The following is a 13,225-nucleotide window of genomic DNA, read 5'->3' on the forward strand; positions in this document are numbered from 1 at the left end:
GCCGGGGCGGCAGGGCGCTGCGAGCGGGCCGTTCAGTGGCCGGAATTTATCAGTTTTTCCACGTCGTGGCGGCGCTTGCGGAACGAGCAGGGCGTTTCGCCGAACTGCTTGCGGAACCAGAGGATGAAGTGCGAGGCGTCGGAGAAGCCGGTCAGGTAGGCGATCTGGGTGACGTGCAGCTCGGTGTTCATCAGCATCTTGCGCGCCTCGTCCAGGCGCAGCTTGCGCCAGTACTGGGCGGGCGACTCGTTGGTGCTGGACATGAAGGCACGGTGCAGCTGGCGCTCGTTGGTGCCGATGCTTTCCGCCACTTCGCGCAGCGAGGTGGGCGAGTCCATGTGGTTGCGCATGTAGGCGATGGCGCGCTCCACCAGGGCGTTCTTGTAGACGTGCAGCTCGGTCACCGGGGCCTTGTCGTCGCTGGCCTGGCGCTGGATTTCCTCGTCGTCCACCAGCAGGTATTCCAGGCCCTTCTGCGCGCGGATCAGCCCGCAGTGGCGGCTGATCAGCTTGGCCGCCAGGTCGATGGCGGTGCCGCCGGGACAGGTGATGATGCCGTCGTCGTCGACGTAGCTCTTGTCCACCAGCACTTCCGCTTCGGGAAAGCGCTGCATGAACTCCTCGCGGATGGTGAAGTGCACGGCGCAGCGGCGGCCGTCGAGCAAGCCGGCCTTGCCCAGCACGAAGGAGCCTGAGCACAGGCCGATGATCGGCGTCTTGGCCGCGCGCAGTTCGCGCAGCAGCTGCAGCAGGGATTCGGGCGGGTTGCGCGTCTCGCTCAGCAGGCCGCCGGCCAGCACCACGTAGTCGTACTGGTCGATGACGCTCAGCGGCTTGGTCGGGGAGATCGGCATGCCGCAGCTGGCGGTCACCGGCTGGTCGTCGCAGGTCATCCAGTCCCACTTGCAGAAAATCTGCTGGCTGCGGAAGGACTTGTCGGCGGCGAAGCGCAGCGAGTCCACCAGGCCGGCGACGGGCACCAGGGTGAACTGGTTCATCAGAATGAAGCCCACCCGCAGGTCGGGCTTCACCACCGGGGCTTCGGCGTCGTCGCCACCGGGTTCGTACACACTGGACATCTTCATTATTGTTGTCCTCTACCTCATGCCCTGGCGGCAGGGGCCGGGCGCTCCAGGTCGCATCGCCAGGGGCCGCGCCGCACGCGCGATGCCCTGCGATGGCAGTAGCTTAATCCTGGCCGGCTGTCTTAAATATAACAACGCTCTCGGAATCTATAAGATTTCGGCGCCCCTCGGGGGATTTCGGACAGCTGGCCGTGCCAGCGGGGCGTCCGGCGTGGCCGGTGAGTCCAATCGCGGACAAGGTCCGCAACCGCATGAGCGAGCATGGCTTTTCGTAGGATGGTGTTGAGCGAAGCGATACCCATCACCACGACCGCATGGGTTTCGCCAAGGCTCAACCCATCCGTTGAGGCGCATCTCGGTGCAGCCGGCAAGACAGTTGCTCCTACGCCCGTGCTTCCTGGAACCGTAAGCGGGCCCTGCCCGCGAATCGCGCGCAGGGCGCGCTCCTACATGGGAATGGCGCGGGGGGCAGCGTAGGAGGATCTCATCCGCGAACCGCGCCGATATGTCCGGCCATCGCGGACAAGGTCCGCTACGGGGGAATGCCGTGCCTCGGGGCAACCTGTAGGAGCGGGCCCTGCCCGCGATTTCGCGCGCAGGGCGCGCTCCTACATGGGAATGGTGCGGGTGGGGCTGCGTAGCGGATCTTATCCGCGAATCGCGTCGGGATGGCCGGTTATCGCGGACAAGGTCCGCTACGGGGGGAGAAATACCGTGCTTCCCGGCTACCTGTAGGAGCGGGCCCTGCCCGCGAATCGCGCGCAGGGCGCGCTCCTACATGGGAATGGTGCGGGTGGGGCTGCGTAGCGGACTCCGTCCGCGATTCGGCGGATAACGCCATAGGCGTTATGCGCCCTACGATGAAATACCCGAGCGCACCGGAACGCCCCTGTAGATCGGAGCGCAGGACCAAGAGCCACAAACGAGCCATAGCCTCGGCCCCTATGAAAATCCCGTTCCCCCCAGCCAGAGAAACGGCATCCTTTCCCAAGCGAACGGCATTGACTCGGCAGCGGGCTTCTAGCATCTGTCCGTAACCTGATAGTGGCCGGCCGTCCCCTTCGGCAACATGTGTTCTAACCATCACATTCGCAGTGGGTGAATACACATGTACCGTGGCTTTTGGTATGCGCAGGCGCTGGATCGCGATTGTCACCTCGCCCCCTCGCTCAAGGGTAATGAGCAGGCCGACGTCTGCATCGTCGGCGGAGGTTTCCTCGGCCTGTGGTCGGCGATCCGCCTGAAGCAGGCGCACCCCGAGCGCCGGATCGTCATCGTCGAGCGCGACCGCTGCGGCTCCGGCGCCAGCGGCCGCAACGGCGGCATCGCCACCAACTGGTGGGCGAAGTACCTGTCGGTGATGAGCATCTGCGGCGAGAAGGAAGCGCGGCGCATCTGCGAGGCCGCCGAATCGGCCATCGACGAGATCGGCAGCTTCTGCCGCGAGCACGGCATCGACGCGCAGTACCGCAAGGACGGCTGGCTGTGGACCGCCAGCAACCAGCGCCAGGTGGACTCCTGGAAGGTGCTCACCGACAGCCTCGAACGCCATGGCGTCAACCCCTTCCGCAACCTCACCCGCGAGGAGGTGCGCCGGCGCACCGGTTCGGCGCGGATGATGGGCGGCATCTTCGACCCCAACGCCGCCACCGTGCAGCCGGCGATGCTGGCCCGCGGCCTGCGCCGGGTGGCCCTGGAGCTGGGCGTGGTGATCTACGAGAAGTCGCCGCTGACCACCCTGGAGCGCTCCGAGCAGCCGGTGGTGCATACCGCGCAGGGCAGCGTGCGGGCGAAGAAGGTGGTCGTCGCCATGAACGCCTGGGGCGCGCAGTTCCCCGAGCTGCGCCGGATGATCGCGGTCATGTCCAGCGACATGGTGGCCACCGCGCCGGTCAAGGAACGCCTGGATCAGATCGGCTTCAGCGGCGGCGAGTGCATCACCGACTCGCGCACCGTGCTCAACTACTACCGCAACACCCCCGACGGGCGCATCGTCTTCGGCAAGCCCCTGGGGCAGTTCGCCTTCGCCGGCAGGATCGGCGACCTCTACGAGCGCCCGACGCCGGCGGCGCAGAAGGTGGCTGCCGAGATGCGCAGCTTCTACCCGCAACTGAGCGACGTGCCCATCGTCAGCAGCTGGACCGGCCCGATCGACCGCGCCATGAAGGGTCTGCCGAACTTCGGCCAGCTGGGCGGCCACCCGAACATCGTGTTCGGCATCGGCTTCTCCGGCAATGGCGTCGGCACCACGGTGTTCGCCAGCCGGATCATCAAGTCGCTGGTGGAGGAGGCCAACGACGAGTGGGCCAACTGCGGCCTGGTCAACCAGAAGATGAAGCTGTTCCCGCCGGAGCCGTTCCGCTTCATCGGCGCCCACCTGGTGCGTGACGCGCTGGTGCGCAAGGAGTCCCTGGAGGACCGCAACCTGGACGCCAGCTTCCTGACCTCGCAGCTCGCCGCGCTGGCCCCCGCCGGCTACGTTCCCGCCCAGAAGAAATAGGAAAGCATTCCAATGAAGCATCGCATCGTCTTCCTCGACGACGAAGGCATCGGGCCCGACGTCCGCGTGCCGAAGCTGCCTTTCGAGCACACCTGGGTCAGCCACCGCTACACGCGCCCGGAGCAGGTGGTGGAGCACCTGCGCGGCGCCAGCGTGGCGCTGACCTGCAGCGTGCCGCTGCGCGAGGAACACCTGGCCCAGTTGCCCGACCTGCGGATGATCTCCCTGGCGCTGACCGGCACCGATATCGTCGACCTGGACTACTGCCGGGCGCACGGCATCAAGGTCAGCAACGTGCCGGGCTACGCCACCTACTCGGTGGCCGAGCATGCCGTGGCGATGATGTTCGAGCTGTTCCGCAAGGTCTCCAGCTACAGCCGCCTGATGCAGCGGGTGCGCAGCGGCGCCGCCGAGCCCAGGAACATCTACTTCGACTACCCGATCCGCGACCTGCGCGGCCGCGTGCTCGGCATCGTCGGCAACGGCCCCATCGGCAAGCGCGTGGCCGAGCTGGGCAGGGGCATCGGCATGCACGTGGTCTTCCATGACCGCGGCGGTCGCTACGCCGGGCCCAGCTACGTACCGCTGGACACGCTGCTGCAGCTCAGCGACGTGCTGATGATCAACTGCCCGCTGACCGACGAGACCCGCGACCTGGTCGGCGCCGCCGAGCTGGCGCGGATGAAGCCCGACGCGGTGATCGTCAACACCGGCCGCGGCGGCGTGGTCAACGAGGCCGCGCTGATCGAGGCGATGCTCGCCGGGCGCCTCGGCGGCGCCGCGCTGGACGTGCTGGTGGACGAGCCGGTGCAGCCGGACAACCCGATCCTGCAGTTGATCGAGCGGGACAACTTCATCCTCACGCCGCACGTGGCCTGGAGCAGCAACGATGCGATGCAGCGGCTGATCGACCAGAGCGTCGGCAACATCGCCGAGTTCGTCGCCTCGACCGACGGCGCGCAACGCCTCGGGGTGCTCAAGTGAACACCGGCCCGGCCTGCCGCGCGGCGGGCTGAGCTTAACGATCTCCACTTGTGCTGCCCACCGGCAAAGGTGCGCAGCACTTTTTTATCAGATGCAACCTGACGTCCAACGACAATCAACGAGGTATGCAGATGCCGTTCCGCCCGCTCGACATGCTCCGGAAGCTGCGCTACACGCGCGATGTGATGCAGTGCCGGGCCGAGCTGGTGCGCGAGATGCCCGGCCACCTGACCCGCCACCGCTTCCACTATCCCTTCCGGCAGGCCGCCCGCTACCCGACCTGGCTGGTGGACATGGGCTTCCGGCTGGTGGAGGCCCTGGGCGGCTGGAAGGTGCCCCTGGCCTACCGCCGCCTGTCCCCTGCGCAGGCCGCCAGCGAGAGTGCCCTGGGACGGGGCAGGGCGGAGGCGCTCTCGCGGATCGCCGCTACGAGGCTCGGCTGGTCCGAGGCCCGTCGTCAGGAAGAGCTGTGCCATTTCGAGCAGGACAGTGCCGGGCTCGCGAACAGGGCCTTGCCCATTGAGCGAAACCTCTCAGGAGGAATGAGCCATGACCCGGGAGGGCCCGCGGCGTAGTGGATGTTTCGTGCAGGACGCGCCAGCGGAAGCGATGGACCGCCTGGAAAGTCCACGGCCAAGTGCTGTTTGCCTTCAAAACGCTTTTTGCCGCAAAGCTCGGGCACGCGGTCCGGCCGGGTCCCCGGTGGAGCCAAAGGCTCCACCGGGTGAGGGCTTAGCTGCGCCCGCCTCCATGGCTGTGCTGCCCGCCCTTGCGGCCGGCTTCGGAGGCTTTCTCACGGTCGTTGGCGAAGTTGCCGCCGCTTTGCTGACCGCCTTTCTTCCCTGCCTCGGAGGCTTTTTCGCGATCGTTGGCGAAGTTGCCGGGGTTGGTGTTTTTGGAAGTCATGAAAGTGCTCCTCGGATGCATCGCATCCATTGGGTGGGCCGCCAGTCGGCCCACACAGTTACTGGGAAGGCATCGCCGGACAATGGTTCGAAGAAGTTTCGCCAGTGGTTGAAGCACCGTCGGATCAGGCGCCGGAAGGCGTCCGCGAGGGGCGGAGCAGGTCGACGACCTCCTGGTCGTCGAGCTGGTGGAAGTCCCGGTAGTAGTGGCCGACGCTGTGGAAATCCTCCGGCGTCAGCAGGCACACCAGCTCGTCCACCAGCGGCCGCAGTTTCTCCACGGTGGCCGGCGGCCCCACGGGCACGGCGAGGATGATCCGCCGCGGGTCGTCCTCGCGCAGGGCCTGCAGCGCCGCGCGCACGCTGTTGCCGGTGGCCAGTCCGTCGTCCACCAGGATCAGGTCGCGGCCGCGGCGTGACGCCAGCGGTTGCTGCCCACCGTAGCGGGCGCGGCGGCGCTCGATTTCCCGCAGCTGTTCGGCCAGGCGGCGTTCGAACCAGTCGGGCGCCAGGCGCAGCTGGCGCAGCAGGTCCTCGTCCTTCACCCACCTGGGCGGGTCGCCTTCCACCACCGCGCCCACGGCGTATTCCTCGTGGCCGGGCGCGCCTATCTTGCGCACCAGCATCAGCTCCAGGGGGTATTGCAGGGCCAGGGAGATTTCATAGGCCACCGGCACGCCGCCGCGGGGCAGGGCCAGCAGCAGGGGTTCGTGCATGGGCCGTTCGCGCAGCGCCTCGGCCAGGGCCTTGCCGGCGTGCCGGCGGTCGTCGAATGCGTTCATCGTCGGACTCCGAAGGGGATGGTGTCCGCCGCGTCCGGCTCCGGCAACGGTTCGGCGGCGCGGCAAAGGCGTTCGCGCTCGGCTTCGCTGGCGAAGGAGGACATGCTGCGTACCTCGTCCCGTGGTTCATTCTGGTTTGAGAAGGCAGCGGGGCGGGCGTTCAGGTTTTCAGTGCGGCGGCGGGCAGAGCAGGAAGCGCAGGGCAGGGGGCCGCTGGCCCCGTTCGCGCCGAAAAGCCGACGTCAGGAAATGACGGTAACTGGCTGGCGAAGCGTCGTTATAACTTCTTCTTATACAGGGGGGATTTCAACTCGCGGACGGCGTCCTGGCGCATGAGCGAGCATGGCTTTTCGTAGGATGGTGTTGAGCGAAGCGATACCCATCAGTGCAACCGCATGGGTATCGCAGGCTCAACCCATCCTACGAAGAGCGCCTCGGTGCGGGGGGCAAAACCGTACCTCCCTGGAATTGTAGGAGGCCCTGCCCGCGATTCGCGCGCAGGGCGCGCTCCTACAGGGGAATGGCGCGGGTGGGGTTGCGTGGGAGCGAGCATGGCTTTTCGTAGGATGGTGTTGAGCGAAGCGATACCCATCGGCGCAACCGCATGGGTTTCGCAAGCTCAACACCATCCTGTTCCTCCGCGGCGTCCTTGGCGCGGTAGGCCGGTCGGCGAGCGCGGCTGAACCTTGGCCCGGAGCGCCGGTCAGCCGGAGACCACGCACCACGGAGGAACACGACCATGGCGCAGCCCCCGCGCTTTCGCATCCATTACGAGCTCGAAGGCCAGCCCTGCTCCCACGAGGTGGATGCCCCCAGCGGCAACCTGACCCCCGACCAGGCGCGCTTCCAACTGGAAAGCCTGCATTCGGACAGCAACCCGGCAGACATCACCGAGCTGCGCATCGTCCCGCTGACACCCTGCGAGGGCGAACCCGGCCCCGGCGACGGCTGGCAGGCCGGCGCCCTGGATGGCGTGGCCTGAGGCTGGCGCGTGATGAAGCCTTGCAAGCCGCCCCGGGCAGAGGAGCCGTCGGCATGAAGTCCGCCCTGTTGTGCCTGCTCAGGGGCTGCGAGTGGGAATGCCGGGAGGTGCTGGAGGTGGGCCGCGAGCGCCTGCTGCACCAGTGCTGCCGGCGCTGCGGCGCGCACCGTTACGCCGCCGCGGCCGAGCTGCCCTGAGACCCTGGCCGCCGATCGAGGGCGATCGGCCGCTCGCGGGTGCGCCGGCGATGGCTCATTCGCCCTGCGCCAGCGGCAGTTCGGCGAGGCTCTCCAGGTAGGCGCCGAAACCGCCGTGGGCGCGGTAGTCGCGGCGGGCGCTGGTGGTCACGCAGGTCTGGTGCGTCCAGACGATGCGCGCGCCGCAGCGTTCCAGGTCGCGCACCAGGTGCACGTCCTCGTCGCAGGGTAGCGGGCGGAAGCCGCCGGCGCGGCGATAGGCCAAGGCGCAGATGCCCAGGTTGGCGCCGTGCACGTGGCGGTGGCCCTCGCGGGACTGGTAGTGGCGCAGGTAGCGCGCCTGCACCTCGGGGGCATGGGCCGACCAGTCGTCCAGGCGCACCGTGCCGCACACCGCCTCGGCGTCGAAGGCCAGCTGGCGCGCCAGCCAGTCGGGGCCGACGCGGCTGTCGGCGTCGGTGCAGGCCAGCCAGCGCGCGCCCAGGCCCAGCAGGTGCTGGGCGCCGGCGCGGCGGGCCTGGCCGACGTTGCGCGCGCTCACCGGCAGCACCGCCACGCCCAGCTCGGCGGCGATGGCCGCGCTGCCGTCGGTGCAGCTGTCGAGCACTGCCAGCACGGTTACCTGCTCGCCGTTCAGGGCCGGGTGGCGCGCCGCTTCCAGCAGTGACAACAGGCAGCCACGCAGGCGCTGTTCCTCGTTGTGCGCCGGCACCAGCACGCCGATCACGGGGCGGCCCCGGCGTTGTCGTCGAACCACAGCTCCAGGCGGAAGTCCGGTTCCAGGTGGCAGACCCGCGCCGGCGCGCCCATGGCCTCGGCGAGCAGGGCATGGACAGCGTCGCCGGCCAGTTCGCAGCCCTGGATCGGATGGCGCCAGTGGCAGGCCGCCAGCGCGGCGCCGCGCTCCAGGCTGGCGGCGGCGCGTTCGCAGGCCAGGCGCCAGGACTCCGCATCGAGGTAGTAGCCCAGCTCGCTGAGCACCACCAGGTCGAAACGGCCGGCGGGCCAGTCCTGGGGCAGGCCGCCCTGGCGCACGCGGGCGTGGTCGCAGCTGGCCAGGCGCTGGCGTGCCAGGCTCGCGGCGGTGGCGCTGGGGTCGCTGCACAGCAGTTCGTCGCAGCGCTGGGCCAGTTCGATGCTCAGTTCGCCGTTGGCGCAGGCCGGCTCGAAGCCGCGGGCGAAGCGCGGGCGCGGCAGGCAGGCCAGCAGCAGCGCGCGCTTGCGCCGTTCGTACCAGCGGGTGCGGAAGGCCCAGGGGTCGGGATCGTCGGCGTACAGCGCCTCGAAATGGCTGGCGGGCAGGCTCACAGGAAGTACACCTCGAAGGGGTGGCTGAGGGTTTCCAGCAGGTGCGGGCCGAGGATGGGGCCGGCGCCGCGGGTGGGGTCCGCTTGCAGCTGGCTGGCATGGGCGGCGATGGCCCGGCGCTTGTACCCCCGGGCGCGTGTGTCCAGGTCCAGGCGCCGGGCCCGCGCCCAGGGCAGGCGCGGGTCGCCGGGGGCGGCCCAGTGCCAGGCCCAGATCGGCACTTCGCAATGGTGCGCACCGGAAGTAGCGGCTGCCGCCGCGCAGGCCAGGCCGACCTGCTCGTGGTCCGGGTGGCCGTCGCGGTGCCAGGTGCTGAGCAGCCTGTCGCCGGGGCGCAGCAGGCCGCGCAGGGCGGTGTCGAGGGTGGCCGCGTCGACCTGGCCGTCGGCCATGCCCAGGCGCCGCCAGTGCAGGCGCGACAGGTCCAGGCCGAGGCGGGCGAGGGCCTCGCGGCTCTCCTGCGGGCGCACTTCGCGCAGGCGTTCGCGCGTCCAGCGGGACGAGCCGGGGTGGCTGGCCTCGCCATCGGTGACCGACACCAGCAGCAGCTCGCCGGCCCAGTCGCCCAGGCTGGCGAGCAGGCCGCCGCAGCCGAGCACCTCGTCGTCGGGGTGCGGCGCCACCAGCACCAGGCGCCCGTCGCCCAGCAGCGTCTGCGGGGTGATCCGCGGCAAGCGCTGCAGCGCCCGGCAGGCGCGCCAGGCCTGCGGGTCGGTGCCGGCGCCGGCTGCGGCTATCGGGTCCTGCGTCGCGCTCATAGCGCCCAGGCCTCGGCGGCCTGGGCGGTCAGGCGCAGGCCGAGGAAGGCCAGGTCGCGCTCGCCGTGGCTCTGGCGCAGGAACACCGGCAGGTCGGCGGCCAGCTGGGCGAAATGCTGGTCGCGGCAGAATGGCGTGGCGCCCAGGGCGTGGCCGACGTGCCATTGCACCGCCTCCACGGCGCCCTCGACCTGGGCCCGCACGCGCCGGGCGCCGAGTTCGGCGCAGGCGTCGGGGTTGTCGTCGATCCAGCCGGCGCATTCGCGCAGCGCGCCGGCGGCGCCGGCCAGGGCGGCGTCCACCGCGCCCAGGTGGGCCATGGCGTGCGGGTCGTCGGTGTGGCCGTGGTGCAGGTAACTGGCCAGGCGGCTGGCCGCGCCGTACCAGCAGGCGGCGATGCCCGCCGCGCCGTGCCAGAAGCCCGGGCGCTCCAGGTAGGCCAGCGGCCCGCCCACGCAACGCGCCCCGGCTGCCTCGAAGCTGACCTCGACGCTGGCGGTGGCGGCCATGCCCACCGCGTTCCAGCCGCCCTCGGCGACCTGCACGCCCGGCTGCTTCAGGCTCACCGCCACCAGTTGCGGGCGCTGGTTCTCGTCCCGGACGCTGAGCAGCGCCTGGTCCACCTGGGCGGCGCCGGAGCACCAGGGCTTGACCCCGCTGATGCGCACCTCGTCGCCCCGGCGCGCCTCGATGCGTACCCGTTGACTTGGCGGGTCGGCGGCCCACACCGCCCAGACGCCGGGGCGCCGCGGCACTTCGGGGGCCAGCTCGGCGAGGATCGCCAGGGCATCGGTGTGGCCTTCGTAAAGCTTGAGCAGCGACAGGTCGGCGCCGGCCACCGTGGCCAGCGCCTGCCAGCGCTGCAGGGTGCGGCCGCTGCCGGGGCGGGGCAACTGGTCGAGGCCGGCGGCGCACAGCTCGCGCAGGCGCCGGCCCAGCGTGTCGGGCTGGCGGCTGAGGTCGCGGGGGAGTTCGAAGTCGGCGAGGGCCTGCAGCAGGCCGGTGGGTAGGTCGTGGGACATGGCGGCTCCGGCGAAGGTCGTTTCCCAGCCGACTGCCGGGCAAGGCCGGAGGTTCAAACCGAACGCCGAACGCGCCGCCGGCCTACCGCCGGGGAAAAAAGCCTGAACTCCGCCGCCGCGCCCGCCCCCAACCAAGAGCCAGCGCGCCCATGGGCGCCGCCCACCTGATCAGGAGATGGACAGATGACGCAGAACAAAGAGTCCGGCAAGCAGAGCCAACTGGCGGGGACCCAGACCACCGACCGCGGCAACGTCAACGAGAAGCTGGAGCAGTTGGAGCGCTACCGCGAGGACGCCACCGGGCAATCCCTGACCACCAATACCGGCACGCGCATCGCCGACAACCAGAACAGCCTCCGCGCCGGCCCGCGCGGCCCCTCGCTGCTCGAAGACTTCATCCTGCGCGAGAAGATCACCCACTTCGACCACGAGCGCATCCCCGAGCGCGTGGTGCATGCCCGCGGCTCGGCGGCCCACGGCTATTTCGAGGCCTACGAGGACTGCAGCGCGCTGACCAAGGCGGCGTTCCTGGGCAAGGCCGGCAAGCGCACCCCGGTGTTCGTGCGCTTCTCCACCGTGCAGGGCCCGCGCGGCTCGGCCGACACCGTGCGCGACGTGCGCGGCTTCGCGGTGAAGTTCTACACCGAGGAGGGCAACTTCGACCTGGTGGGCAACAACATGCCGGTGTTCTTCATCCAGGACGCGATCAAGTTCCCCGACTTCGTCCACGCGGTGAAGCCCGAGCCGCACAACGAAATCCCCACCGGCGCCTCGGCCCACGACACCTTCTGGGACTTCGTCTCGCTGCAGCCGGAGTCGGCGCACATGGTCATGTGGCTGATGTCCGACCGCGCCATCCCCATCGCCTTCCGCAACATGCAGGGCTTCGGCGTGCATACCTTCCGCCTGGTCAACGCCAACGGCGAGAGCCACCTGGTGAAGTTCCACTGGCGGCCGAAGTCCGGCACCTGCTCGCTGGTCTGGGACGAGGCGCAGAAGCTCGCCGGCAAGGACCCGGACTTCAACCGCCGCACGCTCTGGGAGGACATCGAGAAGGGCGACTACCCGGAATGGGAGCTGGGCGTGCAGGTGATCGCCGAGGACGACCAGGACAAGTTCGACTTCGACCTGCTCGACGCCACCAAGCTGGTGCCCGAGGAACAGGTGCCGGTGCAGCTGCTCGGGCGCATGGTGCTGGACCGCAACCCGGACAACTTCTTCGCCGAGACCGAGCAGGTGGCCTTCCACGTCGGCCACATAGTGCCGGGCATCGATTTCAGCAACGACCCGCTGCTGCAGGGCCGGCTGTTCTCCTACACCGACACCCAGCTGCTGCGCCTGGGCGGGCCGAACTTCAACCAGATCCCGATCAACCAGCCGCTGTGCCCGTTCCACAACAACCAGCGCGACGCCTACCACCAGCACAGCCTGCACCGCGGGCGGGCCTCCTACGAGCCCAACTCCATCGACGCCGGCTGGCCCCGGGAAACCCCGCCGGCGGCGCGCCAGGGCGGCTTCGTCAGCTACCACGAGCCGATGACCGGCAGCAAGGTGCGCGAGCGCGCGGCGTCCTTCGCCGACCACTTCAGCCAGGCCGCGCTGTTCTGGCACAGCCTGAGCGAGGCCGAGCAGAATCACGTGGTGGCCGCTTACGCCTTCGAGCTGGGCAAGGTGGAGCGCCAGGCGATCCGCGAGCGCGAGGTCAACGAGGTGCTGGTGAATATCGACGCCCAGCTGGCCGCGCGGGTGGCCGCGCAGATCGGCGTGCAGGTCACGGCGAAGGCCCCGCAGCGCCCGGCGCCGCAGCCATCGCCGGCGCTCAGCCAGGTGAACCTGCTGGCCGGCGACATCCGCTCGCGCAAGGTGGCGATCCTGATCGCCGACGGTGCCAGCGAAAGCGAGATCGGCGACATGCTCCAGGCCCTGGGCGCGGAGGGCGCCAGCGCCAAGCTGATCGGCCCCACGGCGGCGCCGGTCAAGACCGACAGCGGCACCAGCCTGGTGCCCCAGGGTACCTGGGACGGCCTGCCCTCGGTGGCCTTCGACGCGGTCTACGTGCCGGGCGGGGTGGCGGTCACCCTGGGCGGGGACGGCCGTGGCCTGCATTACCTGCTGGAGGCCTACAAGCACCTCAAGCCGCTGGCCTTCAGCGGCGATGCGCAGGCGTTGCCGGGGCAACTGGGGCTGCAACCGGATGACGGCCTGGTGATGGGGGCGACGGCGGGGGATGTGTTCGGCGGGTTGAAGAACGCATTGCTGCAGCATCGTATCTGGGCGAGGGAGGCGCAGGTGGGGGCGGTGCCGGCGTGAATGTGGCAGGGGTCGCTCCTACGGTTCCAGGAGGCACGGGCGTAGGAGCAACTGTCTTTCAGGCTGCGCCGAGGCGTTTTTCGTAGGATGGGTTGAGCCTTGGCGAAACCCATGCGGTCGTGGTGATGGGTATCGCTTCGCTCAACGCCATCCTACGGGTTGTGTTTGCCGGGGGCGTAGTAGCGGATTTTGTCCGCGATTAGACTCACCGAGCGCACCGGACACCCCGATGGCACGGACAGCCCCCTCTCCCTCTGGGAGAGGGCTGGGGTGAGGGCAACGGACTTCGCCCACACACCGTTGCCAACCCTGACTCCACACTCGTCTGGCCGCACCCATCGCGGACTGGCCGCCACCGCACTGAACTCGCCGTCCGCTGCGCCAGTCCACTG

General features: G+C 69.5%; 12 protein-coding genes and 1 pseudogene. 6 read left to right on the plus strand and 7 right to left on the minus strand.

The genetic code is table 11. The features are described 5' to 3' along the window. Window positions 1-32 precede the first annotated feature (32 nt). On the minus strand, window positions 33-1,085 hold the full coding sequence (locus tag IG194_RS27405) for a GlxA family transcriptional regulator (protein ID WP_009619760.1): 1,053 nt from the start codon (window positions 1,083-1,085) through the stop codon (window positions 33-35). A 1,108-nt stretch (window positions 1,086-2,193) separates the two neighbouring features. Between IG194_RS27405 and IG194_RS27410 the strand changes: the two genes are divergently transcribed. From IG194_RS27410 to IG194_RS27420, 3 genes are all read left to right on the plus strand, one after another. Continuing rightward, window positions 2,194-3,585, plus strand: a complete 1,392-nt coding sequence (locus IG194_RS27410) for an NAD(P)/FAD-dependent oxidoreductase (protein WP_009619761.1) — start codon at window positions 2,194-2,196, stop codon at window positions 3,583-3,585. Between the two features lie 12 nt (window positions 3,586-3,597). Next, window positions 3,598-4,569 (plus strand): D-2-hydroxyacid dehydrogenase, encoded by a 972-nt coding sequence (locus IG194_RS27415; RefSeq protein ID WP_058489348.1) that lies wholly within the window; start codon window positions 3,598-3,600, stop codon window positions 4,567-4,569. A 131-nt stretch (window positions 4,570-4,700) separates the two neighbouring features. Further along, entirely contained in the window at window positions 4,701-5,144 is a 444-nt protein-coding gene (locus IG194_RS27420) for a hypothetical protein (RefSeq protein WP_058489349.1), read from the plus strand. 157 nt (window positions 5,145-5,301) lie between these two features. On the opposite strand, the pseudogene IG194_RS27425 reads toward IG194_RS27420, so the two are convergent. Beyond that, window positions 5,302-5,451, minus strand: a pseudogene (locus IG194_RS27425) (general stress protein); the annotation flags it as partial. A 148-nt stretch (window positions 5,452-5,599) separates the two neighbouring features. Then, window positions 5,600-6,256, minus strand: a complete 657-nt coding sequence (locus tag IG194_RS27430; protein WP_058489350.1) for a phosphoribosyltransferase — start codon at window positions 6,254-6,256, stop codon at window positions 5,600-5,602. Between the two features lie 739 nt (window positions 6,257-6,995). Here IG194_RS27430 and IG194_RS27435 point away from each other — a divergent pair. Next, entirely contained in the window at window positions 6,996-7,238 is a 243-nt protein-coding gene (locus IG194_RS27435; protein ID WP_009619767.1) for a hypothetical protein, read from the plus strand. A 53-nt stretch (window positions 7,239-7,291) separates the two neighbouring features. Next, complete coding sequence (locus IG194_RS27440; protein WP_176707184.1) at window positions 7,292-7,435, plus strand: PSPA7_2676 family Cys-rich small protein; 144 nt, start codon at window positions 7,292-7,294, stop codon at window positions 7,433-7,435. Window positions 7,436-7,490: 55 nt separating this feature from the next. Here the strand turns inward: IG194_RS27440 and IG194_RS27445 are convergent, their stop codons facing one another. The 4 genes from IG194_RS27445 to IG194_RS27460 are packed head-to-tail and all read right to left on the minus strand — an operon-like array spanning window position 7,491 to window position 10,523. Beyond that, window positions 7,491-8,162, minus strand: coding sequence for a glycosyltransferase (locus IG194_RS27445; RefSeq protein ID WP_064987644.1), 672 nt, complete (start codon window positions 8,160-8,162; stop codon window positions 7,491-7,493). Further along, the gene (locus IG194_RS27450) at window positions 8,159-8,743 is read right to left on the minus strand and encodes a methyltransferase domain-containing protein (RefSeq protein WP_058489351.1); all 585 of its coding nucleotides are present in this window, start codon (window positions 8,741-8,743) and stop codon (window positions 8,159-8,161) included. Before IG194_RS27450 ends, IG194_RS27445 begins: the two co-directional genes overlap by 4 nt. After that, window positions 8,740-9,501, minus strand: coding sequence for a PIG-L deacetylase family protein (locus tag IG194_RS27455; RefSeq protein WP_058489352.1), 762 nt, complete (start codon window positions 9,499-9,501; stop codon window positions 8,740-8,742). The genes IG194_RS27450 and IG194_RS27455 overlap by 4 nt, the downstream gene beginning before the upstream one ends. Then, a complete protein-coding gene (locus IG194_RS27460) occupies window positions 9,498-10,523 on the minus strand; it encodes a hypothetical protein (RefSeq protein WP_058489353.1) in 1,026 nt (341 codons plus the stop codon). Before IG194_RS27460 ends, IG194_RS27455 begins: the two co-directional genes overlap by 4 nt. A gap of 183 nt (window positions 10,524-10,706) precedes the next feature. Here IG194_RS27460 and katE point away from each other — a divergent pair, with 183 nt between their 5' ends. Then, on the plus strand, window positions 10,707-12,833 hold the full coding sequence (gene katE / locus IG194_RS27465; protein ID WP_058489354.1) for a catalase HPII: 2,127 nt from the start codon (window positions 10,707-10,709) through the stop codon (window positions 12,831-12,833). Window positions 12,834-13,225 lie beyond the last annotated feature (392 nt).

It is taken from the genome of Pseudomonas sp. ADPe, from assembly GCF_014843515.1.
Taxonomy (GTDB): domain Bacteria; phylum Pseudomonadota; class Gammaproteobacteria; order Pseudomonadales; family Pseudomonadaceae; genus Pseudomonas; species Pseudomonas citronellolis.